The organism is Aestuariivirga litoralis (assembly GCF_003234965.1).
Lineage (GTDB): Bacteria > Pseudomonadota > Alphaproteobacteria > Rhizobiales > Aestuariivirgaceae > Aestuariivirga > Aestuariivirga litoralis.
In genome coordinates this window covers 80772-103196 of the sequence record NZ_QKVK01000004.1, presented here as the reverse complement: position 1 = coordinate 103196, position 22425 = coordinate 80772, and the positions used below count along the sequence as shown (strand labels likewise).

Annotated in this window: 21 protein-coding genes and 2 tRNA genes; 16 read left to right on the top strand and 7 right to left on the bottom strand. The window is 66.3% G+C overall.

The annotated features are described in order from the left end of the window. Positions 1-264 precede the first annotated feature (264 nt). From DK847_RS10240 to DK847_RS10210, 7 genes are all read left to right on the top strand, one after another. Positions 265-1398 (top strand): sirohydrochlorin chelatase, encoded by a 1134-nt coding sequence (locus tag DK847_RS10240; RefSeq protein ID WP_111198349.1) that lies wholly within the window; start codon positions 265-267, stop codon positions 1396-1398. Then, positions 1395-2009, top strand: a complete 615-nt coding sequence (locus DK847_RS10235) for a precorrin-8X methylmutase (RefSeq protein ID WP_111198348.1) — start codon at positions 1395-1397, stop codon at positions 2007-2009. The genes DK847_RS10240 and DK847_RS10235 overlap by 4 nt, the downstream gene beginning before the upstream one ends. Then, positions 2006-3217: a precorrin-6y C5,15-methyltransferase (decarboxylating) subunit CbiE gene (gene cbiE, locus DK847_RS10230; protein ID WP_111198346.1), complete on the top strand. Its 1212-nt coding sequence runs from the start codon at positions 2006-2008 to the stop codon at positions 3215-3217. Before DK847_RS10235 ends, cbiE begins: the two co-directional genes overlap by 4 nt. Next, positions 3211-3921, top strand: a complete 711-nt coding sequence (gene cobI / locus DK847_RS10225) for a precorrin-2 C(20)-methyltransferase (RefSeq protein WP_111198344.1) — start codon at positions 3211-3213, stop codon at positions 3919-3921. Before cbiE ends, cobI begins: the two co-directional genes overlap by 7 nt. Continuing rightward, positions 3915-5693, top strand: coding sequence for a precorrin-3B C(17)-methyltransferase (gene cobJ, locus DK847_RS10220; protein ID WP_111198343.1), 1779 nt, complete (start codon positions 3915-3917; stop codon positions 5691-5693). The genes cobI and cobJ overlap by 7 nt, the downstream gene beginning before the upstream one ends. Beyond that, entirely contained in the window at positions 5690-6466 is a 777-nt protein-coding gene (gene cobM, locus DK847_RS10215) for a precorrin-4 C(11)-methyltransferase (RefSeq protein ID WP_111198341.1), read from the top strand. The genes cobJ and cobM overlap by 4 nt, the downstream gene beginning before the upstream one ends. 73 nt (positions 6467-6539) lie before the next feature. Next, the gene (locus DK847_RS10210; RefSeq protein ID WP_111198339.1) at positions 6540-8051 is read left to right on the top strand and encodes a DUF1254 domain-containing protein; all 1512 of its coding nucleotides are present in this window, start codon (positions 6540-6542) and stop codon (positions 8049-8051) included. Between the two features lie 40 nt (positions 8052-8091). Here the strand turns inward: DK847_RS10210 and DK847_RS10205 are convergent, their stop codons facing one another. From DK847_RS10205 to DK847_RS10175, 7 genes are all read right to left on the bottom strand, one after another. Further along, complete coding sequence (locus DK847_RS10205) at positions 8092-8301, bottom strand: hypothetical protein (RefSeq protein ID WP_111198338.1); 210 nt, start codon at positions 8299-8301, stop codon at positions 8092-8094. Positions 8302-8397: 96 nt separating this feature from the next. Continuing rightward, entirely contained in the window at positions 8398-8901 is a 504-nt protein-coding gene (locus DK847_RS10200) for a methylated-DNA--[protein]-cysteine S-methyltransferase (protein ID WP_111198336.1), read from the bottom strand. Between the two features lie 10 nt (positions 8902-8911). Then, positions 8912-11587, bottom strand: coding sequence for a valine--tRNA ligase (locus DK847_RS10195; RefSeq protein ID WP_111198334.1), 2676 nt, complete (start codon positions 11585-11587; stop codon positions 8912-8914). 85 nt (positions 11588-11672) lie between these two features. After that, the gene (locus DK847_RS10190; protein WP_111198333.1) at positions 11673-11972 is read right to left on the bottom strand and encodes a PilZ domain-containing protein; all 300 of its coding nucleotides are present in this window, start codon (positions 11970-11972) and stop codon (positions 11673-11675) included. Between the two features lie 166 nt (positions 11973-12138). Then, a complete protein-coding gene (locus DK847_RS10185; RefSeq protein ID WP_111198331.1) occupies positions 12139-12786 on the bottom strand; it encodes a DUF2497 domain-containing protein in 648 nt (215 codons plus the stop codon). Positions 12787-12891: 105 nt separating this feature from the next. After that, positions 12892-14295: a TolC family outer membrane protein gene (locus tag DK847_RS10180; RefSeq protein WP_111198329.1), complete on the bottom strand. Its 1404-nt coding sequence runs from the start codon at positions 14293-14295 to the stop codon at positions 12892-12894. A gap of 64 nt (positions 14296-14359) precedes the next feature. Then, the gene (locus tag DK847_RS10175; protein ID WP_111198660.1) at positions 14360-15028 is read right to left on the bottom strand and encodes a protein-L-isoaspartate O-methyltransferase family protein; all 669 of its coding nucleotides are present in this window, start codon (positions 15026-15028) and stop codon (positions 14360-14362) included. Between the two features lie 252 nt (positions 15029-15280). Between DK847_RS10175 and DK847_RS10170 the strand changes: the two genes are divergently transcribed. The 9 genes from DK847_RS10170 to DK847_RS10130 all read left to right on the top strand — a co-directional run bounded on the left by DK847_RS10170 (position 15281) and on the right by DK847_RS10130 (position 22418). Beyond that, positions 15281-15354: transfer RNA gene (locus DK847_RS10170), tRNA-Cys, on the top strand. 105 nt (positions 15355-15459) lie between these two features. After that, positions 15460-17238, top strand: a complete 1779-nt coding sequence (locus DK847_RS10165) for a 1-deoxy-D-xylulose-5-phosphate synthase (protein WP_111198327.1) — start codon at positions 15460-15462, stop codon at positions 17236-17238. Positions 17239-17332: 94 nt separating this feature from the next. After that, positions 17333-17408 (top strand) — tRNA-Asn (locus DK847_RS10160). Between the two features lie 156 nt (positions 17409-17564). After that, on the top strand, positions 17565-17930 hold the full coding sequence (locus tag DK847_RS10155) for a Rap1a/Tai family immunity protein (RefSeq protein ID WP_111198325.1): 366 nt from the start codon (positions 17565-17567) through the stop codon (positions 17928-17930). Between the two features lie 108 nt (positions 17931-18038). Beyond that, complete coding sequence (locus tag DK847_RS10150) at positions 18039-18446, top strand: hypothetical protein (protein WP_111198323.1); 408 nt, start codon at positions 18039-18041, stop codon at positions 18444-18446. A gap of 198 nt (positions 18447-18644) precedes the next feature. Next, entirely contained in the window at positions 18645-19400 is a 756-nt protein-coding gene (locus DK847_RS10145) for an outer membrane protein (protein ID WP_111198321.1), read from the top strand. Between the two features lie 161 nt (positions 19401-19561). Then, a complete protein-coding gene (locus DK847_RS10140) occupies positions 19562-20254 on the top strand; it encodes a hypothetical protein (protein ID WP_111198319.1) in 693 nt (230 codons plus the stop codon). 166 nt (positions 20255-20420) lie between these two features. After that, entirely contained in the window at positions 20421-21056 is a 636-nt protein-coding gene (locus DK847_RS10135; protein WP_111198317.1) for a hypothetical protein, read from the top strand. A 123-nt stretch (positions 21057-21179) separates the two neighbouring features. Further along, positions 21180-22418, top strand: a complete 1239-nt coding sequence (locus DK847_RS10130; protein ID WP_146256096.1) for a hypothetical protein — start codon at positions 21180-21182, stop codon at positions 22416-22418. Positions 22419-22425: the final 7 nt, after the last annotated feature.

Below are 22425 nucleotides of genomic sequence, written 5' to 3'. Positions count from 1 at the left end.
TGCTGTCGCCAGAAAGGATCGCCGGGACAAGCCCGGCGAAGATGAGGATAAGTGGCCGTCTCCATGACGCCCTTCACCGTCCGATGCCGCAAACGTGCTTGTCCCACCCCCGCCACGCGGCTAGAACACCCCCTCGCAGCGTCCCCAGAGACGGGACTGAAAGCACATTCCGGTGCGGCCGACCCAATCGCGGGGCCAAGACGGAAGCTGTCTTCCGGACCGGGCCTCGCCCGGGGGCGCGCTATGAGCTGGAAGGCAGGACCAATGGCGGAAAAACTGGGTGTGATGCTGTGCGGCCACGGCAGCCGCGACAAGGATGCGGTGAAGGAATTCGCCGTGCTCTCCGAGCACCTGAAGAAGCGCCTGCCGCAGTATCCGGTCGAATACGGCTATCTCGAATTCGCCACCCCCATCATCCGCACCGGCCTCGACAGCCTGAAGGCACAAGGGGTGACGCGCGTGCTGGCCGTGCCCGGCATGCTGTTTGCCGCGGGCCACGCCAAGAACGACATCCCGTCCGTCCTCAACACCTATGCAGCGGCCAATGACCTCCGCATCGACTATGGCAAGGAACTCGGCATCGACCCCAAGATGATGCGCGCTGCGGGTGACCGCGTGCAGGAGGCGCTGGACAAGGCGGGCCCCGGTGTTGCGAAGCACGAGACGCTGCTGGTCGTCGTCGGCCGCGGCGCGTCCGACCCGGACGCCAATTCCAACGTCGCCAAGGTCACGCGCCTGTTGTGGGAAGGCTTCGGCTTCGGCTGGGCCGAGACGGCCTATTCCGGCGTCACCTTCCCGCTGGTCGAACCCGGCCTCGAGCATGCGGCACGGCTGGGCTACAAGCGCATCATCGTCTTCCCCTATTTCCTCTTCACCGGCATCCTCGTCGACCGCATCTATGATGCGACAGACGCCGTGGCCGCGCGCCACCCGGAGATCGAGTTCGTCAAGGCGCCCTACCTGAACGACCATCCCCAGGTCATCGCCACCTTCGAGGAACGGATCGAGCAGATCCTCACCGGCGACATCGCCATGAACTGCCAGATGTGCAAGTACCGCACCCAGGTTCTGGGCTTCGAGGCGGAGGTCGGCGCCGTCCAGGAAAGCCACCACCACCACGTCGAAGGCATCGGCACCTCCGCCGACTGCGAATATTGCGACGGCGTGTGCAACCAGATGTGCAAGACGGCTCCGAAGAGAAAGAAGGAGGCCGTGCTGGCGGTCGACGCCACCAAGATCCTCTCCGGCCCCGCGCATCACCACCATCATGGCGAGGATGGCCACCACCATCACGGCCACGACCATGGCCACAGCCACGATCACGGGCATGACCACACCCATGCACCCTATCCCCATGCCGATCATCCGCTCGGCCCGAAGAGCATGCTTAAGAAGTGATCGACTACCTCCGCGATCCCGCCGCCATCTACCGGCACTCTTTCGAGATCATCCGTTCCGAAGCGGATCTCTCGCGCCTTCCGGCGGACGCGGAACCCATTGCCACGCGGATCATCCACGCCTGCGGCATGCCCGAGATCGCGGCGGACCTGCGCATCTCGCCCGATTTCGTGACGGCCGCACAGGCGGCAATCGCGGCCGGCAGGCCCATTCTCGTCGATGCCGAGATGGTCCGCCACGGCATCATCGACAAGCAGCTTAACGTCATCTGCACGCTGAATGACCCCCGGGCCCGCGAGATCGGCCTTGCCACCGGCAACACCCGGTCCGCCGCCGCCGTGGAACTCTGGCGCCCGCATCTCGCAGGCAGCGTCGCCGTCATCGGCAACGCGCCCACCGCCCTCTTCGCGCTGCTCGAGATGATCGATGCGGGCGCACCGAAGCCCGCGGCAATAGTCGGCTTCCCCGTCGGTTTCGTGGGGGCCGCGGAGTCGAAGGACGAACTCCACGCCAACCCGCGCGGCATTCCCCACGCCACGCTCCTCGGCCGCCGCGGCGGTTCCGCCATGGCCGCCTCCGTCATCAACGCGCTGATGCGGGGGGCACAATGAGCAAGTGGCTCACCATCATCGGCATGGGCGAGGACGGGTGGGAAGGCCTGTCGCCCCGCGCCCGCACGATCATCGAGAATGCCGAGGCGATCGTCGGCTCGGCCCGCCTCCTGGGTTTCCTGCCCGAGACGGTGGGTGCCGACATACACGAATGGCCGCAGCCCTTCTCGGCAGTGGTCGACCGCATCAGGCCACTTGCCGGCCGCCGTACCGTCGTCCTCGCGACGGGCGATCCGCTCAACTATGGCGTGGCGCGCAAGCTCATGGAGTTCATCCCCTTCCCGGAGATGGAAATCATCCCCGGCCTCTCCGCCTTCTCGCTTGCGGCGTCGCGCATGGGCTGGTCACTCCCCGATTGCGATGCGCTGACATTGCACGGTCGTGATGCCGCACATCTCGAACCCTTCATCCAGCCAGATACGCGCCTCCTGGTGCTCACGGCGGATCGCACCACGATCCCTGAAGTCGCCCGCCGCCTGGCCGCACGCGGCTTTGGCAAGTCCGTGATCACCGTCCTCGAGAACATGGGCGGTGACCGCCAGGCCCAGTCGCACTTCACCGCCGACGCCATCCCGCCGACCGACTTCTCGGACCTCAACACGCTCGCCATCAACTGCATCGCATCCCCCGGCGCGAAGGTCCTTTCCCGCCTCGCAGGCTTGCCCGACGATGCCTTCGTCCATGACGGCCAGCTCACCAAGCGCGAGGTGCGCGCTGCGACTCTCGCGGCCCTCGCCCCCTCGCCCGACCGGCTGTTGTGGGACGTGGGCGCGGGCTGCGGCTCGATTTCCATCGAATGGATGCGCGCCGCACGCGGCTGCATGGCCGTCGCCTTCGAGCATGATGCCGGGCGCCTGGGCATGATCGCCACCAACATGGACGCCCTCGGTGCACCGCGCCTCAAGGTGGTCGCTGGCGAGGTTCCGGCCACCTATGCGGGACAACCAGCACCCGATGCCGTCTTCATCGGCGGCGGCATCTGGCTGCCCGGCGTCTTCGAGGGTGCCTGGGCCGCACTGAAGCCCGGCGGCACGCTGGTGGCCAATGTCGTCACCATCGAGGGCGAACTCCACCTCTACGACCTGCACGAGAAACACGGCGGCGACATCATGCGCATGGAGGTGTCCAACCTCACCCATGTGGGTCGCCTGCGGGCGCTCCGGCCGCGCATGGCCGTCACCCAGTGGCGGGCACAGAAATCATGGTAAGCAAGCTTGGAATCCTGCATGGCGTCGGGGTCGGCCCCGGTGACCCGGAACTGCTCACGGTCAAGGCCGCGCGGCTCATCTCCAACGCGGGCGTCGTCGCCTACCTCGCCGCCAACGGCAAGGACTCAACCGCGCGTGACATTGCGAAGGGCTACATCCCCGCCACCGCCCAGCACCTCGTCATCGACATGCCGATGCGGGTGGAGCGCGAACCGGGCGAGAAGGCCTATGACGCAGGTGCCGCAGCCATCGCCGAACACCTGAAGCAGGGCCGTGACGTCGTCATGCTCTGCGAGGGCGACCCGTTCTTCTACGGCAGCTTCATGTATCTCTTCGCGCGGCTGGCGCATGACTACCCCTGCGCCATCGTGCCCGGCGTCACCTCCATGACGGCGTCGGCCGCTTCTCTCCGCCGCCCGCTCTCGGCGCGCAACGAGGTGGTGAAGGTGCTGCCCGCCACCCTCCCCGAGGACCGGCTGCGCGAGGAACTGATGACGGCGGAGAGTGCCGTCCTCATCAAGGTGGGCCGCCACCTCGCGAAGGTGCGCAACATCCTGGGGCTGCTGGATCTCTCGTCCCGCGCCCGCGTCATCATCAATGCCACGCATGAGGACGAGGTGGTCACACCGCTCCTCGACATCACGGAAGATACATTGCCCTATTTCTCCTCCATCCTCGTCTATGCAGGCACCGAAGCATGGTGAAGCCCGTCCTCCTCGTGCTGGGCGCCTCCGCCCTGCCACTGGCGCAGAAGCTCAAGGGTCCGCTCGACGCCGAAATACACACGCCCCAATGCGTGTCGGGCGGCGACGTCACCTACGCCAAGGCCACGGCGCATTTCGCACAACTCTTCGCGCAAGGCAGAAGCATCATCGGCCTCTGCGCTGCCGGCATCATCATCCGCGCCGTTGCGGCTCAGCTTCATGACAAGCGCAGCGAGCCGCCCGTCATTGCGCTGGCGGAGGACGGCTCCTCCGTCGTGCCGCTGCTGGGCGGCCATCATGGCGCAAATGAGCTTGCCCGCCGCATCGCTAAGCTCACCGGCGGCTATGCCGCCGTCACCACGGCGAGCGACGTGCGTTTCGGCTTCGCGCTGGATGATCCCGCGCCCGGCTTCGTCCTCGCCAACCCGCAGGAGATGAAGCCTGCCACTGCCGCGCTGCTCAACGGTGCACCCCTCGCGCTGGAGGGCACGCTCAACCCCTTCCCCGCCGCGACCTATGCCGACGGGCCGGATGCCGTCACGCTCGCCGTGACCGAGCAGCGCATCGAAGGTGCGAAGACCACCCTGGTCTATCATCCGAAGACCCTCGTCATGGGTCTAGGCTGCGAACGCCATGCCGAAGCCTCCGAACTGATTGCGCTGGCCGAGAAGGTGCTGACTGACGCAGGACTGTCACCCGCCTCGCTCGCCGCCGTCGCGTCGATCGACCTCAAGTCGGACGAGGCGGCGATCCATGCCGTCGCCATGCATTTCGGCGTGCCGGCGCGCTTCTTCACCGCTGATGACCTCGCAAGGGAAACGCCGCGCCTCAGGAACCCCTCGGAGATCGTGGCGAAGGAAGTGGGCGTCGCCGGCGTTGCGGAGGCCGCGGCCCTTGCCGCTGCAGGCACCTCATCCGACCTCATCGTCGAGAAGACCCGCTCGGCCCGGGGTACCTGCGCCATCGCGAAGGCACCGCAGCCCATCCTCGATTTGCCCGGCCAACCCCGCGGCATCGTCCATGTCGTGGGCATCGGCCCCGGCACGCCGGACTGGCGGGCGCCCGCCGCGCGTGCGGCCCTCGAAGCATCGACCGACTGGGTGGGCTACGGCCTCTATCTCGACCTCGTGGCGGATTTGAGCTCCGGTCAGCAGGAACACCGCTTCCCGCTGGGCGGCGAGGAAGACCGCGTGCGCCATGCGATCGAGCTGGCGAAGCAGGGCAAGGAAGTGGCCCTCGTCTGTTCCGGCGATGCGGGCATCTATGCCATGGCGGCGCTGGTCTACGAGGTGATCGACCTCGAACCCGCGCGCATCGCGGTCAATGTCATCCCCGGCATCTCCGCCTTCCAGGCCGCGGCCGCCAAGGCGGGCGCGATGATCGGCCATGACTTCTGCTGCATCTCGCTCTCCGACCTCCTCACCCCGTGGGAGGCGATCGAGAAGCGGCTTCATGGCGCGGCCGAGGGCGACTTCGTCATCTCCTTCTACAATCCGCGTTCGCTCAAGCGCCGCGACCAGCTGGAGCGTGCCTTCGCGATCCTCAAGGGTCACCGTCCGGCAGATACGCCGGTCGTCATCGCCTCCAACCTCGGCCGCCCAGAGGAGAAGGTGAGGATCGTGCGCTTTGCAGACTTCAACCCCGACGACGTCGACATGCTCACGCTGGTGATGGTCGGCTCGTCGCAATCCAAGTGTTTCACCCGCGGCGACGGCAGGACCTACGCCTATACGCCGCGCGGCTATGCCAGGAAGAGAGAGGCAGCGGAATGACCGTCCACTTCATCGGCGCCGGCCCCGGCGCACCCGACTTGATCACGGTGCGCGGGCTGAAGCGCATCCAGTCCTGCCCCGTCTGCCTCTATGCCGGTTCGCTGGTGCCGGAGGAGATCGTCAAGGCGGCACCGGAGGGTGCGCGCGTCATCGACACCGCTCCCTTGACGCTCGACGAAATCATCGCCGAGATCGCGGACGCCCATGCCAGGGGCCATGACGTGGCGCGCGTCCACTCGGGCGATCCCTCGCTCTATGGCGCCATCGCCGAGCAGATCCGCCGCCTCGAGAAGCTCGGTATTCCTTACGACGTGACGCCGGGCGTTCCCGCCTTCGCGGCGGCCGCCGCCGAACTCAAGACCGAGTTCACGCTGCCCGAGATCGCACAGACGGTGATCCTCACCCGCACCGCCATGCAGTCCTCCTCCATGCCGGAAGGCGAAATGCTGGAAGAGCTGGGCCGCTCGAAGGCGACGCTTGCCATCCACCTCTCGATCCGCAATCTCGGCTACATCGAGCGCGCCCTGACGCCGCATTATGGCGCCGACTGCCCGGTGGTCGTCGCCTATCGCATCACCTGGCCGGACCAGATGATCATCCGTGGCACGCTCTCGACCATCGCCAGGAAGGTGCGCGAAGCGAAGCTCACCCGCACCGCGCTGATCCTCGTCGGGCACGTGCTCGATGCCCATGACTTCCGCGACTCCGCCCTTTACGACGGCGCCCACGAGCACGTGCTGCGCAACCGAAAGACGGTGAAGGCGGCAGGCTGATCGGTCGCGAAAGGGGTATTCCGACATCCGATTTGCATGTTACGGTTGTCTCCCGGTCACACAGGAGACACTCATGGTACGTGCAGGATTGAAGCTTCTGGCCACCGCAGCCCTCATGAGCATGGCTGCGGCGAGCGCCATGGCAGACGCGCCCAAGTTCCAGGCCAATCCACCGCCATCGATCCTCACGCCCGACAAGGTCGAAACCAGCGTCGGCACGCTCCACTTCAAGGACGGCGCCCCGGATGACAAGACGGTGCAGCTGGCGCTCGACCAGCTCCTCCTCGGCCGCGGCATCGAGAGCTTCATGAAGGGCATGCCCGCCACCTCGGTCTGGGCGATCTGCAACGGCCTCGACTCCGCGGGCGTCAAGGAGAACCAGGGCATCGGCATCACCGAAGACCTGATGGACGCGCGCACGCTCTTCCTCACCCCCAACACGACCACGCCCTATGTCTTCAGCTGCCTCAATCTCAATGCCGGTCCCATGGTGGTCGAGGTGCCCCCCGGCGTGCTCGGGCCGGTAGACGATGCCTATTTCCGCTGGGTCACCGATCTGGGCCTGACCGGACCTGACCAGGGACGCGGCGGGCGCTACCTCTTCCTGCCGCCCGGCTATGAGGGTCCGGTCCCGCCCTTCGGTTTCCACGTGGTGAAGCCAAGGACCAACCGTCTGGTCATGTTCTACCGCATCTTCGTGAAGGACGGGGACCTGAAGGGCGCGGTCGATGCCGCCAAGGCCACGGCGAAGGTCTATCCCCTGGCCGATTTCGCCAAGCCGCCCGCCACCACCTTCGTCAACACCTCGGGCCAGCAGTTCAACACCATCAGCGGCAACACGTTCGAGTTCTTCAGCGAACTCGACAAGGTGGTGCAGAACGAGCCCGCCGATTTCGTCGAGCCGGAAACCGTCGGCCTGTTCTCCGCCATCGGCATCAGGAAGGGCCAGCCCTTCAACCCCGATGACCGGACGACCAAGATCCTCACCGATGCCGTGGCGCTCGGCAATGCCGCCGCGCGCTCGTTCCTCTGGGTGCCATCGGACAAGCGCGTCTTCATCTATCCGGACCGCCAGTGGATCACGCCCTTCGTCGGCGGCAGCTACCTGTTCATGGACGGCGCGGAGCTGATGCTCAACGTGCGCTCGACCTTCTTCTACTATGCCACCGGCATCACGCCCGCGATGGCGGATGCGAAGCCCGGCACGGGCTCGGCCTATGCCGCGGCCTTCCGCGACAAGGACGGCAATTATCTCGACGGCTCAAAGACCTACAAGATCACGCTCCCCGGCCCCATCCCGATGAACAATTTCTGGTCCTTCACCGTCTACTCCAACCAGACGCGCTCGCTCCTCGAAACCGACCAGAAGCTGGCCGGCGTCGACAGCACGTCAAAGGATCTGAAGATGAACGACGACGGGTCCGCCACCGTCTGGTTCGGCCCCACCCCGCCCAAGGGCCATGAGGGCAACTGGGTGCAGACCATGCCCGGCAAGGGCTGGAACACGCTGCTCCGGCTCTATGGTCCGCTGGAGCCGTGGTTCGACAAGAGCTGGAAACCGGGCGATTTCGAACTCGTTCCCTGACGAAAGAGGGCGGCCGCAGGGGCCGCCCTTTTCCTGTGGCTCAGCGCCGCCCCACCCGGTTCACCGGGCCGCCGCGATTGACGGGCGTGTTGACGCCCGCCACCGGGGCCGGGCGGTAGACGACACCCGGCTTGGCAACACACCCCTTCGGCACGCCGACATATTTGCAATAGACCACGGCCTCGGCCGGTGACGCCATGAAGGTGAAGGCCGAAACGGCCGCGATGGCGGCAAGCTGAACTCTGCGCATGTTGAGGATGTCCCGTGTTGGTCGCTTCCACCGGGCTCTTAGGCGAAGCACAAGGCGTGGGATATTGGTGAATGCCGCAAGGCAGCGCGCCGGCGGTCAGACGTCCAGCAGCGCACCCTCATGCACCAGCAACCAGCGCTTGCGGTCAACCCCGCCGCCATAGCCGGTCAGCGATCCATCCGCCCCGATCACCCTGTGGCAAGGCACGACGACGGCGATGGGATTGCGGCCATTGGCAAGGCCAACCGCGCGCGTGGCCTTGACGTCGCCCAGACGCCGGGCCAACTCGCCATAGGAGATCGTGACGCTCGTCGGAATGCGCCTGAGCTCCGCCCAGACACGGCGCTGGAACTCCGTTCCCCCACCATCGGTCTCGATGCCGTCTATGGCCGGGAGATCGCCCGCGAAATAGGCCCGCACGCGTGAGGCAAGGCCGAAGGGATCCTCCGTGGGCTGATGCTCCACGCTCCCGAAGCGCGCCGTCATCTCGCGCTTGATGCGCGGGCCTCCATCATCGAATTCCAGCATCAGCAAAATGCCCTCCCGCGCGAGAAGCACGAGAGGGCCGATGGGCGTTTCGATCCGGCTGCTCAGGATCATGTCGCGAGGCCTACCCCAATCGCGCCAGCGCCTCGTCCACCTTGGCCTTGCGCGCCTCCAGTTCCGCCTTGCGTTCGCGGCTTTCCTCCAGCACTTCCGGAGGCGCCTTGGCGACGAAGCCGGGATTGTTGAGGCGGCCGTCGATGGCGGCACTGTCCTTGGCGATCTTCTCGAGTTCCTTGGCCAGCCGCGCCTTCTCGGCGGCGAAGTCGATGACGCCCTCGAGCGGCAGTGCCACTGTGGCCTCGTCAAGAACGATCTGGGCGGAGGCCTTGGGCACGGAGTCCTCGAAGCCGATCGAGGACAGGCGGGCCAGCCGCATGATCTCGTTCTCCCAGGCATCGGCCCGGCGGCGCGTCTCGCTGTTGGCGGAAACCAGCACGCAGCCGATCTTGGCGCCCGCCGGCACGTTCATCTCGGCCCTCACCGAGCGCACCTCGGAAATGAAGCGGATCACCCACTCCATCTCGGCATCGGCCCTGGCATCGCCGAGGCCCTTGTAGGTGGGCCAGTCGGAGGCGATCAGCCACTGCTTGCGGCTGCCCGTCTGCTGCCAGAGTTCTTCCGTCACGAAGGGCATGAAGGGGTGAAGCAGCAGCAGGATCTGGTCGATCACCCAGGCCGTGGTGGCGCGCGTCTCGGCCTTGGCGGCTTCGTCCGTGCCGGTGAGGATCGGCTTGATCAGCTCGAGATACCAGTCGCAGAACACGTTCCAGACGAACTGGTAGAGGGCCCCTGCCGCCTCATTGAACTTGTATTCGTCGAGTGCCTGGCGAACCTTCGCCTCGGTGCGCGCCGTCTCGCCCGCGATCCAGCGGTTGACGGTCACGCGCGCGGCGAGCGGATCATAATTCGGGTCATGCGTGACGCCGTTCATCTCGGCGAAGCGCGCGGCATTCCACAGCTTGGTACCGAAGTTGCGGTAACCCTCGACACGCGCCTTGGCGAGCTTGATGTCGCGGCCCTGTGCCGCCATGGCAGCCAGCGTGAAGCGCAGCGCATCCGCACCATAGGCGTCGATCAGCTCAAGCGGGTCGATGACGTTGCCCTTGGACTTCGACATCTTCTGGCCCTTCTCGTCGCGGACCAGGGCGTGGATGTAGACGGTGTGGAACGGCACTTCCTTCATGAAGTGCAGGCCCATCATCATCATGCGGGCGACCCAGAAGAAGATGATGTCGAAGCCGGTGACGAGCACGTCCGTCTTGTAATGGCGCTTCAGCTCCGGCGTCTCCTCGGGCCAGCCCAGCGTCGAGAACGGCCAGAGGGCGGAGGAAAACCAGGTGTCGAGCACGTCCTCGTCACGCGTCAGCTTCACGGGCATGCCGAAGTGGCGTTCCGCCTCGGCCATGGCCTGCGCTTCCGTCTCCTCGACGAAGACCGTGCCGTCGGGTGCATACCACGCCGGGATCTGGTGGCCCCACCACAGCTGGCGCGAAATGCACCAGGGCTGGATGTTGCGCATCCACTCGTAATAGGTCTTCTCCCAGTTCTTCGGCACGAAGCTGGTCTCGCCCTTCTCCACCGCGGCGATGGCGGGCTTGGCGAGCTCGGCGGCATTCACGTACCACTGCTCGGTCAGCCACGGCTCGATGACGACGTCGGAGCGGTCGCCATGCGGCACCTGGTTGGTGTGCGGCTCGATCTTGTCCAGCAGCCCCTGCGCCTCGAACATCTCGACGATGCGCTTCCTCGCCTCGAAGCGGTCGAGGCCATTGAGCGCCATGGTCTCGGCCGGAACATCGGCAGCCTCGAGGAAATCGGCGTTGCCCGCGATCAGGATCTTGCCGAACTGGTCGAGCACGTTGATCTGGCGCAGCTCGTTGCGCTTGCCCACGTCGAAGTCGTTGAAGTCATGGGCGGGCGTGATCTTGACGGCACCGGTGCCCTTCTCCGGGTCGGCATAATCGTCGCCGACGATGGGGATCAGGCGGCCGACCAGCGGCAGGCGCACCATCTTGCCGATGAGATGCTTGAGCTTCTCGTTCTCGGGATGCACGGCAACGCCGCTGTCGCCAAGCATGGTTTCCGGCCGCGTGGTGGCGACGACGATGAATTCATCGCTGCCCTCGATGGGATAACGCAGGTGCCAGAGATTGCCCTTCACCTCCTTCTGCACGACCTCGAGGTCGGAGATGGCGGTCAAGAGCTTCGGATCCCAGTTCACAAGGCGCTTGTCCTTGTAGATCAGGCCTTCCTTGTAGAGCTGCACGAAGACCTTGAGCACGGCCTTCGACAGTCCCTCGTCCATGGTGAAGCGCTCGCGCGACCAGTCGCATGAGGCGCCGAGCCTGCGCAGCTGGCGCGAGATGGTGCCACCCGATTCTTCCTTCCAGGCCCAGACACGCTCCAGGAAGGCCTCACGGCCCATCGACCGCCGGTCGGTCTTGTTTTCCTTCTGCAGCAGCCGCTCCACCACCATCTGGGTGGCGATGCCGGCATGGTCGGTGCCCGGCTGCCACAGCACGTCCTTGCCGCGCATGCGCTCGAAGCGGACGAGAATGTCCTGGATCGTGTTGTTGAGCGCATGGCCCATGTGCAGAGAGCCCGTCACGTTGGGCGGCGGAATCACGATGGTGAAGGGTTCCGCCTTGGGCTTGCCACCGGGCTTGAAGAAGCCGCGCTCCTCCCATTCGGCATAGAGCCGTGCTTCCATTTCGGCGGGCGTGAAGGTCTTCTCGAGCATGATGCGACTGGCCAAAGCGATGGTGAAGGGTTGGTGCGCCTTAAACACCAGCCGACGCGGCCACGCAACGCTTGAGAGAGGGCGATTAGACGAGCAGGTGCAACGCCTTGCGCGGCGGCGACAGGAACTGCACGCCGAGCTCGGTGAGGCTGCGCCACGCCACCCGCACGTCACGCAGTTCGCGTTCTGCCACGAACAGCAGCTGGAATTGCTCCGGGAGCTGCGCCGCCGAGGCGCAGGAGAGCCGCGCGCCCCCCGCCGAGAGATCGCGCATCACGCAGTCGACCACCGAACCGTGGGCATTGAAGACTGCCTTCGCCCACTTGAACACCCGGTGGCGCGGATGGGCACGCCGTTCATCGGGAAAAACATGTGCCGCTGTCATTGCCAGTCACCCTGCTGTGGGGGAAATTCGACCAAGGGTTAAGGAAAACGCTGCAAACTCGCTAAAGTTGACGAACCGGACGTTACGTCAAATGCCGAGATAGTTCAATTAGAAAGCGAGTGTAAGACGATTTCAAGGCAGGCCGGCAAACAGGCAGACAGATCGGTCAGCGCCCGCTGCGGGCCACGCGCTCGATTTCCTCGCGCACCATGCGCTCGACCATGGCCGGCAGGTTCTCATCCAGCCACTGCTTCAGCATCACCCGCAGCAGTTCACGCGTCACCTCTTCCACCGAACGCTCGTTGGTGGCCCGGCTCAGCACCGAGTCGGCGAGCTTGCCGAAGGCCGACTGCACCGCCTGTGCCGAGTTGCCTGAAAGGATGGCCGGCTGCTCGGCGCGGGCCGGCAGGCGGGGCGCCGGAACGCTGACATGGGCCCCATGCCGCGGTGCCTGCGGCTGGTGCGGCCTGGGCGCTTCGGTCTCGATCACGCTGCCCCGCAGGCGGGGTGCCAGCGGCGGCGGTTCGAGTTCGCGCCAGTTGCGGCGCGGGGTGTCGTTCTGCAGCGCGGCAGTCAGGCTGGCGGCGCGCTGGGCGGGCTCGACCGGCGGCAGCGGCTTTCCGGCGCGTGCACGCGAAATCTTCTCGCGCAGCTGCTGGATCTCGCTTGCGGCGGCGGCCAGTTCGTCTCCCACCCGCGGGGCGGGTGCCGCGGGCGGCGGTGGCGGCGCATGCAGCCTGCCCTGCCCGGCCTGCGGCACGTCCCCGATGTCCTCGTGGATGGCCTTGCGGATCGAGGCAAGGAGGTCTTCCATTCGCGGTTCTGCAGTCACGTCGCCCACCCTGAAACGGCTCACAAATTTTAACCCTTCAGAAAGGATTACGCGAGCCGGCGAGTCTTGTCGATATCCGTGGGCTGTCTATTCAACGGTTTTGACGTCGGTGCCGATCCATTTGTTGCGGACCCTCTGGTAGTTGGCGTCCGGATCGTAGATTGGCACCTTGAGGCCAACCTCCTCCGCCGTCAGGTGGCCGATGGCAGCGAGCAGCTGGTAGCCGGTCACCACGCGGTTGCGCTCCGCCGTCACCTGCAGCACCTGTGCCTGGACGAGGTCGCGCTGGGCGTCCAGCACGTCGAGCGTGGTGCGGGTTCCCGCCTGGTATTCGGCCTGAACACCCTGCAAGGCCAGCTGGGCGGCAGACACCTGCGTGCGGGTGTTCTTGATGATCTGCGCCAGCCCCACATAGGCATTCCACGACGAGGCCACCGCCTGGCGCACGGCGCGCGCCACCTCGATCACCTGGATGCGGCTCTGGCTCGCCAGCTGCTTGGCCTGGCGCACCTGCGAATAGACAAGGCCGCCTTCGTAGAGCGGGATGGACAGCTGGGCGCTCAGCTGTGCAACGCTCGTCTCGTTGCGCGAGATGCTGAAGTCGTCATTTGCAGCCGACCCAGAGACCACCAGGTCGGCGCTCGGCAGCAGGTTGGAGAAGGCCACCTTGATGTCGCTGTTGCGCGCCGATTCGACGAAGGCCTGCGCCAGCAGCTGCGGATTGATCTCACCCGCGGTGTCGAGCGCCGACTTCAGCGACTTCGGTACGTTCACCACCTTGGGGTAACTCAGCTTGCCCGGCTCATTGCCGATGAGCTGAACATAGGAGGCCACCGCCCGCGCCAGTTCGGTCTGCGAATTGACGAGGAAGGTCTGGGCTTCCGCCAGCCGGGCCTGGGCTTGCGCCACGTCGGTGCGGGTGATCTCGCCCACCGCGAAACGGTCACGGGCCGCCTTCACCTGGGCCTGAAGCGCCGCAACGTCCTGGCGGCGCAGCATCACGAACTGGCGGCCGGCATAGACATCCATGTAGGCCTGCACCACATCGAACAGCACCTGCTGCTCGGTGCCCAGCAGGTTCTGCTTGCCGGCGTCGACGCGCGCCTCGGCGGCCTTGGTGCTGTTGACGGTCCCGAAGCCACGGAACAGCGGCTGGGCCAGCTGAATGCTGACGCTGCCGCCCGTGGCGTTGTTGACGGCGAGGGAGTCGATGTCGCCCGTTGTCGGGATCAGCACGTCCTGCGCCGAGGTGCGTGTGCGGTCCACCTCTGCCTGCACCCCCACCGTCGGCCGCCAGCCGGACAGCGCCTGCGGCACCAGTTCGTCGGTGGCGCGCTGGCCGGCGCGGGCAGCGTTCAGCGTGGGGTTGGTGACGTAGGCCTTCTCCATCGCGCCGAACAGCGTGTCGGCGTTGGCGGGTGCGCCCAGCATCGCCACCGCGGCGGAAATCGCCACGCCAGAAAGGAAGGCCCGCAGCCGGTTACGTGTCATCTGTCCACCACTCCAAAACCCTGACGCCCGTCAACCGCGCCACTTACCCCAGCAGGATCCCGCCTCAGAACACGAAGGCGGGCCGTTTCATCTTCAATCCCGGCAGGGCCGCGACCGAGGCATCGAACACCTGGCGCACCGCAACCGCGGCACCCGACCTCGAATAGACGCAGGCATGCGAGGTTTCCCGTTCCCCCACCACGCCGATCAGGCGTCCGCCATCGGCCAGCTGGTCGATCAGCGCCTGCGGCACCGCCTCGGCACGGCCCTCGAGCAGGATCACGTCGAACGGCTGTTCGGCGGCAGCACCACCGGCCAGCGGCCCCTCGACCACCTTCACGTTGGCTGCGCCGGCAAGGTTGGACTTCGCCCGCGCGGCAAGGCCAGGGTCGCATTCCAGTGCCACCACGGAAGCGGCGATCTGGCTCACCACGGCGGCGCCATAGCCCGTTTCCGCCCCGACGATCAGCACCTTGTCGGTGGGCTTGATGGCGGCCTGCTGCAGCATGCGCGCGAAGGCCATCACCTCGATCAGGGCGCGTGGCCCCTGCGCCCGGTCGGACGGGTCGAGCGCCACGTCCTCGTCCATGTAGGCGAGCGGGCGCCGGCTCTCCGGCACGAAGTCCTCGCGCGCCACCGCCTCGATCGCCGCGATGATCCGCCGGTCGGTGATACCGTTGGGGCGGACCTGCGATTCGACCATGTTGAGGCGGGCGGCGGTGTAATCGGTCATCATTTTCCTGGGTTCTGGCGCAGTCACGGAGTGTCGATGATTGTGTAGCGAAGCCTGCCGGATAAGTCCACCGGGCGGTGCAGAAATGCACCGTTTCGCTGATCACGATCGAGCGCGCAGCAGCCTCGCCGCGCACGGTCGTCGCCTGCCGCACCCCTTCCGTGCCGGAACCCGACATTGGCCCTTGTCACCGCGCGGCCTCCGTGCGATACAAGGCCACCACTCAAGACATAAGTCATTGAAATAAAAGAAGGCCTCGTGGCGGAGTGGTTACGCAGAGGACTGCAAATCCTTGCACCCCGGTTCGATTCCGGGCGAGGCCTCCACTTCCTGCCAGTTCCACTGGCCATCATCACCACATGCCACTTCAGCGGTTGCGGGTCGCACGCGCCGCCTTGGCGAGGCGTCAATAGAGTGTTACAGTCTTCTGTATGGACAAGTTGACACCCCTGCTTGACCGCGCGCCCACGCCGGAGGCCATCCGGCAGCTCAGCCCCGCCGACCTGCCGCGCCTTGCCGACGAATTGCGGGCGGAGGTGATCGCCGCCGCGGCGGAGACGGGCGGCCATTTCGGCGCCGGCATGGGCGTGATCGAGCTGACCGTGGCGCTGCATCACGTGTTCGACACGCCGCGCGACCGCCTGATCTGGGACGTCAGCCACCAGGCCTACCCCCACAAGATCCTCACCGGCCGGCGCGACCGCATCCGGTCGATCCGGCAGCGCGGCGGCCTCTATGGCTTCACCAAGCGGGAAGAGAGCGCCTATGACCCCTTCGGCACGGCGCACAGTTCCACCTCCATTTCCGCCGCCCTCGGCATGGCGCTGGCACGTGACCTGACGGGCGGCGACAACCATGTGATCGCCGTCATCGGCGACGGCGCCATCACCGGCGGCATGGCCTGGGAGGCGATGAACCATGCCGGCAGCCTGCCGAGCCGGCTGATCGTCATCCTCAACGACAACGGCATGTCCATCGCCCCGGCCGTTGGTGCCCTCAACGACCACTTGTCGGAGCTGCGCAAGGGCCGCCTGCCGAGCGTCTTCGAGGGTCTTGGCTTCCGCCATGAAGGTCCGGTCGACGGGCATGACATGAATGCGCTGCTCGCGGCCCTCGGCCGTGCGCGCGACAGCGAGGAAAGCGGCCCCATCCTCATTCACGTCGTCACCGAAAAGGGCCGCGGCCACCCCTTCCGGGCGCCCGACAAGGAGCATTATCACGCCGTCCCGAAGTTCGATCCCGTCACCTTCGCCTTCAAGACCGCCAAACCCAACGCGCCCACCTTCACCCAGGTGTTCGCCGCCAGCCTGATTGCCGCCGCGGAGCGTGATGAAAGGCTCGTCGCCATCACCGCCGCCATGCCATCCGGCACCGGGCTCGACATCTTCGCCGAGCGCTTTCCCCACCGCACCTTCGACGTCGGCATCGCCGAGCAGCATGCGGTGACGCTGGCCGCGGGGCTGGCGAGCGAGGGCATGACACCGGTCTGCGCCATCTATTCCACCTTCCTGCAGCGCGGCTTCGACCAGGTCGTGCATGACGTGGCGCTGCAGCGTTTGCCCGTGCGCTTCGCCATCGACCGCGCCGGGCTCGTCGGGCAGGACGGCGCCACCCATGCCGGCTCCTTCGATCTCGGCTACATGTCGATGCTGCCGGGCATGGTGGTGATGGCCCCTGCCGATGCCGCCGAACTGCGGCGCATGGTGGCCACTGCCATTGCCTATGACGAGGGTCCGATTGCCTTCCGCTATCCGCGCGGCGAGGCCTCCGGCATCGATGACCCGCAGGAGCGCCGGCCGCTCGCCATCGGCCGCGGCCGCCTGCTGCGCGAGGGCGGCGATGTCGCCATCCTGTCGCTCGGCGCAAGGCTGGAAGCGGTCATGGCCGCCGCACAGGACCTCGCCGCCGCAGGCATTGAGGCCAGCGTGGCCGACGCGCGCTTCTGCAAGCCGCTCGACGCCGAACTGGTGGAGGGTCTGGCCCGCCACCATCCGCTGCTGGTGACGGTGGAGGACGGCGCGGTAGGGGGCTTTGCGGCCCATGTGCTGCAGCACCTCGCCGGCCGCGATCTTCTCGCCCGCACCAGGTTCCGCGCCCTCACCCTGCCCGACCGCTTCGTGGCGCACGGCGCCCCCGCCGAACAATATGCCGACGCCGGGCTCGATGCGCGCGCCATCGCCGCCGCGATCCGCGCCGCCCTCACCGTCTGAACCCACGGTTTTGCACAGCGGCAGCGGCGAATTTCAGCCACCCCCAGAAAGTGCTTTTCCCCGCCGAAACCGTCTGCTATAGGCGCCGTCACATTCCCCGATAGCTCAGTTGGTAGAGCATTCGACTGTTAATCGAATGGTCCCTGGTTCGAGTCCAGGTCGGGGAGCCACCCTTCCACAGTTTGAACATCCGGTCCGGCGCACCGCAGCGCAGTCGCTGCTGCGCCGGATGCGCGGCATTTGACCGGGGTCAATTCGCAACTCGGGATTTCCCCACATAGATCGCGGCGCGCACACCTGCGCCTGACGCGAAGAGGTCCGGCACCATGCATCCCGCCACCAAGCTATTTGCACTCTCACTTTCCGGCCTCGCGCTGTGGGGCGCGGGTGATGCGGCGGCAAGCCACCTCCATGGCGAGGAGCTCTACCGGATGTGCACCCACCAGTCCGCGAAGACACTGGACCCGATGGCGTCCGGCCAGTGCCTCGGCTTCATCGTGGGCGTGGCCGATTCCTTCGACTGCGGCGAGGCCCTGCACGGCTTTCGCTGGGACGGTGCGCAGGCGCAGCTGAGCCAGCATCAGCTGGTGAACCTGGTTCTGCAGTGGATCGACACGCATCGGGCCGCACGCCAGGAAGAGGCGAGCCGCGTGATCGGCGCCGCCCTCTCCAGTGCCTTCCCCTGCCCCTGAAGCGATACATCCCGGCTCGCACCACAAGTAGAACGCGCCGCCAATAAAACAGCGTTACCCCGGCGATCAGACGTGTAAAGTTACTACAGTCAAGCTGGGAGAATTACCATGAACCTGCTACGGCCTGCCCTGCTGTCGCTGGCGGCTCTTGCGGCGCTTCCCACCGCGTCGCACGCCGCCCAGACAGCCACCAAGGACTTTGCCTGCACCACGGGCTTCACCTGCTCGCTGACTTTCACACCCGCAGCCACCACCTTCTACATCGGCGCCGTGTCGTGCCAGTGGTCGAACAAGCTGGTCAACCTGGTCCAGGCCAATATCGTCAAGAAGGCCAACAAGGCCATCGACTTCGCCTATCCCTTCGCCCTCACCCAGGACGAGCGCAATGCGCGCGGCATGTTCCGCACCGATGCCGATGCCGTGCAGGTACTGGCCACCCAGGAACTGCAGGTCACGCTGCAGTTGACCAAGTCGGGCGCCAATTACGGCACCTGCTATGTGCTGCTCTACGATTGATCATCGCCCGGGGCGCCAGCGCACCCCGCAGGCATTCCAGCGGCCGCTTCCGCCCGCGATGGGCAGCGAAGCGGCCGTTTACGTTTCATGAACCGCGTCGACGGATTTTCCGCTCGCGGCATTGTCTGCTCAACTTTGCGCAATGCTTTGTCACCTAGCCTGCGGTGAAGCGGCAAGCAGGCCGCGCGGAATGTCACCGTGCTCTCTCGTATCACCCTGGCGGCCCACGCCGCGCTTATCGCTCTCGCCGCACCCGCCGCCGCATCCGATATCCTGGCGCCCGGCTTTGACTGGACCGGCCTCTATGCCGGCGTCAATGCCGGCATCGCCGCCAACCAGTCCAGCTTCGACAGTTCGATCCGCGATCCGGGCAACACCTATGACACGCTGAAGAACACGCTCGACGGCAGCCAGTCCGGCCTGATGGGCGGCGGCATGCTGGGCTATGCCCTGCAGACGGGCCGCTTCGTCGTGGGTGCGGAGGCTGATCTCAATTACCTCGGCGTCAGCGACACCCGCTCCACGCTGGAAGACTATGATCTCTACAACGCCACGCGGAAGACCACCATCGATGCCAGCTGGCTCGCCACGCTGCGCGGCCGCGCCGGCCTCGCCGCCGGTGGTTTCCTGCTCTACGGCACCGCCGGCCTGGCGGCGGGCAACATGGAGGCGACAGCCACCATCAAGGCCATCGACCTCGCCACCGGCGATGTCGCCAAATGGAAAGGCTCGACGGAGGCTACCAACTGGGGCTGGACGGCGGGCGCAGGGCTTGAATACGGCATCAGCAATGTCAGCTTCGGGCTGGAATATCTCTGGGTCGATCTCGGCACCGCGGACTGGTCGGGCGATCTCTCGGGAACCCTCGACGATGCCTTCGGCAATACCCGCGTGAAGGGCGAGGCCGACTATCAGTTCAGCATCACCCGGGCCACCGCGAAGCTCCACTTCTAGGGGTACGGGCAAACTTGGCCCACTCCCCCGCAAATTGGCCGCAATCCGGTGGCGAATAGGCGTTGCGCCTGATATGGGGTGTTGCAATTCCTGCGCAAGCTGCCGCCTTCTCCGCGTGCGCATGGCTACGGCAAACGAGAAGGCTCGAAGGAGACCACAGAATGACATTCAAGGCTCTTACCCGCGTCGCCGTCATGGCAGCGGGCCTCGCCCTCGCGGCCTCGGTGGCGGGCGCCGCCGAGCCGGCCAATCCGCATGTTCCGCTGCAGAAGACCATCGGCAAGCCGATGGAACAGGGCCCCGTTCCCTCGCTCGGCGTCATCAATTCGGATGGTGCCACGCTCGAGGGCAACAAGCTCACCCTCACCGGCGTCTCCGGCAACGTCATCGTCTTCGCCGACCGCCCGGTGCGCGCCGCCGGCCACGAGGCGACGCAGCTGTTCATCTCGCGCTGGGGCGATGGCAATGACAGCTTCTCGAAGGATCCGCCGAATGCCACCGTCTCGGTGCTGGGCGGCGAGAAGGACGGCGTGACCGACGCCGTCGTCGTCCTCAAGAACCCCAAGCTCGACGGCACCAACCTGGTGTTCGACGTCGACGTCCTCGAAGGTGACCTGAAGGGCCTCAAGGGTCCGGCCGCGGTGTTCATTGACTGGTTCGCGGCAGGTGGCCGCGGCTTCGCCGTTGGCGGCGGTGGCTGGCACGGCTACCACGCCTGGTATGGCGCTCCGGTTGCCGCCGGTGTGGCCGCCGGTGCCGTTGCCGGTGCCGCCGTGGGTGCGGCTGTGGCCCATCCCTATGGCTATTATGGCGCCCCCGCCTGCGGCTACTATCCCTATCCGCCCTGCTATTAAGGATAAACACACGTGATCGAGGCGCTGGCTGCCGCCAGCGCCTTTTTGTTGCCCGGCGCAGTGGCGAACCCATGCAAGGGCTGATATCAATCCGCATCCGGCGCCACGTCATCTGCCTGTCCCGGCGGCCGGAACGGCAGGAATCAAGATTGAAGGAGACCTCCCCATGAACCTCAAGGCACTGACCCGCATGGCGGTCGTTGCCGCCGGCATTGCGCTCGCGGCGGGCTTCGCCCAGGCGGCCGAACCGGCCAACACCCATGTCCCGCTGCAGAAGACCATCGGCAAGCCCAGCGCCCAGGCGCCGGTGCCGTCGCTCGGTGTCATCAATGCCAAGAACGCCACGCTGGCCGATGGCAAGCTGGTGCTTGACGGCATCGCCGGTAACGTCATCGTCTTCGCCGACCGCCCGGTGCGCGCCGCCGGCCACGAGGACATGGACCTGTTCATCGCCCGCTGGGGCGACGGCAAGGACAGCTTCGCCAAGGACCCGCCGAACGCCACCATCTCGGTGCTCGGCGGCTCCGACGCCGGCGTCACCGACGCCGTGGTCATCATCTCCAACCCCAAGCTCGACGGCGACAAGCTGACCTTCGATGCCAAGGTGCTGGAAGGCGATCTCAAGGGCGTCAAGGGCCCGGCCGCGCTGTTCATCGACTGGTGGGCGGTGACCCCCGGCGGCTATGTCGTCCACGGCCATCATGGCTGGTACGGCTATCCGCCTGTCGTCTATGGCGCCCCCTACGTGCCGCCGCCGCCGCCCCCGGCCTGCGGCTACTATCCCTATCCGCCCTGCTACTGATCGGCAGGACCATGAACACCGGGAGGCTGGCACCGCAAGGCGTCAGCCTCTCGCGCTTTGCAAGGCCATTCCGGCGCAAGACCGCCGGCCATGCACGCGCCGCAGCCTCCTGAGGACACGCCCATGAACATCCGTCTCGTCTCCTGCCTTGCCCTGTTCCTCGCCTGCCAGGCTGCGCCGGTCCTCGCCGCGGGCTGCACGGTGCCGCTCAAGATCGTCAACATCGGCACCGACGACAAGCCGGAATACAAGCTCGGCATCAATGTCGGCCTCGGCGGCGGTGCGCCGCGCCTTTATGAGTTCGATACCGGCGGCCCCGGATTCTGGGCCGCCTATGACGAGAAGTCGGACCCGCAATGGTGGGGCGCGGCGCGCGTGCTGTCACGCGGCGACATGCAGACGGTCTATACCTCCGGCAACGCCTATCTGGCCAATCTCGTGCGCACCAGGGTCAGTCTCTACGATCCGGCCAGCACCTCGCCCAAGTCGCCGCTCTGCGGCACCGGCAGCCAGCAGGTCCAGGTCTCGCAGATCACCTCCTACACCAACACCCTCAAGCCCGGGCTGCAGAAGAAGTGGGACGACGCCATGAAGAACGGCACCGCGCCGCTCTCCGGCGCCTTCTGGGGCGATTTCGGGGCCGCACTCCGCCCGGGCCTCAACACGGCCGGCACCGCCGGTGTCTATTCGGTCCTTCCGCAGATTGCATCGCAAACGATGTCATATCACCGTGGCTTCATCATCCACGTCGGCAGGCCTGACGGCAGTTCCCGGCCCGCGGTGAAGATCGGGCTGAGCTACAATGATGTCATGTCCTTTACCTCGCTGGTGCGGATGAACCCCAAGTGCCCGCCGCAGAAACGCAAGCAGCCCAATTACTGCCTGCCCGGATGGCACAAGTGGTCGACCGTTCCCGTCACCGCGTTCAGCGAACAGCAGTTCGAGGCCCGCGTCGCCGTGGGACATGGTGACGACCGGCAGGTCTTTGACGAGATTGGTGTGACGCTGGATACCGGCGCCCCCAACGCCACCCTCTGGCAACTCGGCAACGTCGTGCTGGACACGTCCTTCCTCAAGAACCCGACCCTCATTCCCGGCACCAATCCGCCCAGCTATTCCGGCGACCTGAAGGATGGCGCCACAGTCACCGTCCAGTCGCTGGCGGCCAACACCGTGCGGCCGCGCTGGCTGCCCTTCGAGGCGATGCTGACGCAGCAGGCGCCGCAGAAGATCAGCGCCAGCGCCCACACTGATGGCGGCGGCGATCCGGCCTACATCAACACCGGCTTCTGGTTCTACACCCAGTGGGACGTGATGTTCGACCTCGATGGCGGCACCGTCGGCTTCCGCCCGGCGCAATAGCGGCGGG

What these genes read in the sequence shown, in the direction of transcription:
- DK847_RS10240 (WP_111198349.1), top strand. Translation starts at nt 265, where the DNA reads ATGGCGGAAAAACTGGGTGTGATGCTGTGCGGCCACGGCAGCCGCGAC.
- cbiE (WP_111198346.1), top strand. Translation starts at nt 2,006, where the DNA reads ATGAGCAAGTGGCTCACCATCATCGGCATGGGCGAGGACGGGTGGGAA.
- cobI (WP_111198344.1), top strand. Translation starts at nt 3,211, where the DNA reads ATGGTAAGCAAGCTTGGAATCCTGCATGGCGTCGGGGTCGGCCCCGGT.
- cobJ (WP_111198343.1), top strand. Translation starts at nt 3,915, where the DNA reads ATGGTGAAGCCCGTCCTCCTCGTGCTGGGCGCCTCCGCCCTGCCACTG.
- cobM (WP_111198341.1), top strand. Translation starts at nt 5,690, where the DNA reads ATGACCGTCCACTTCATCGGCGCCGGCCCCGGCGCACCCGACTTGATC.
- DK847_RS10210 (WP_111198339.1), top strand. Translation starts at nt 6,540, where the DNA reads ATGGTACGTGCAGGATTGAAGCTTCTGGCCACCGCAGCCCTCATGAGC.
- DK847_RS10205 (WP_111198338.1), bottom strand. Translation starts at nt 8,301, where the DNA reads ATGCGCAGAGTTCAGCTTGCCGCCATCGCGGCCGTTTCGGCCTTCACC.
- DK847_RS10200 (WP_111198336.1), bottom strand. Translation starts at nt 8,901, where the DNA reads ATGATCCTGAGCAGCCGGATCGAAACGCCCATCGGCCCTCTCGTGCTT.
- DK847_RS10195 (WP_111198334.1), bottom strand. Translation starts at nt 11,587, where the DNA reads ATGCTCGAGAAGACCTTCACGCCCGCCGAAATGGAAGCACGGCTCTAT.
- DK847_RS10190 (WP_111198333.1), bottom strand. Translation starts at nt 11,972, where the DNA reads ATGACAGCGGCACATGTTTTTCCCGATGAACGGCGTGCCCATCCGCGC.
- DK847_RS10185 (WP_111198331.1), bottom strand. Translation starts at nt 12,786, where the DNA reads ATGGAAGACCTCCTTGCCTCGATCCGCAAGGCCATCCACGAGGACATC.
- DK847_RS10180 (WP_111198329.1), bottom strand. Translation starts at nt 14,295, where the DNA reads ATGACACGTAACCGGCTGCGGGCCTTCCTTTCTGGCGTGGCGATTTCC.
- DK847_RS10175 (WP_111198660.1), bottom strand. Translation starts at nt 15,028, where the DNA reads ATGACCGATTACACCGCCGCCCGCCTCAACATGGTCGAATCGCAGGTC.
- DK847_RS10165 (WP_111198327.1), top strand. Translation starts at nt 15,460, where the DNA reads ATGGACAAGTTGACACCCCTGCTTGACCGCGCGCCCACGCCGGAGGCC.
- DK847_RS10155 (WP_111198325.1), top strand. Translation starts at nt 17,565, where the DNA reads ATGCATCCCGCCACCAAGCTATTTGCACTCTCACTTTCCGGCCTCGCG.
- DK847_RS10150 (WP_111198323.1), top strand. Translation starts at nt 18,039, where the DNA reads ATGAACCTGCTACGGCCTGCCCTGCTGTCGCTGGCGGCTCTTGCGGCG.
- DK847_RS10140 (WP_111198319.1), top strand. Translation starts at nt 19,562, where the DNA reads ATGACATTCAAGGCTCTTACCCGCGTCGCCGTCATGGCAGCGGGCCTC.
- DK847_RS10135 (WP_111198317.1), top strand. Translation starts at nt 20,421, where the DNA reads ATGAACCTCAAGGCACTGACCCGCATGGCGGTCGTTGCCGCCGGCATT.
- DK847_RS10130 (WP_146256096.1), top strand. Translation starts at nt 21,180, where the DNA reads ATGAACATCCGTCTCGTCTCCTGCCTTGCCCTGTTCCTCGCCTGCCAG.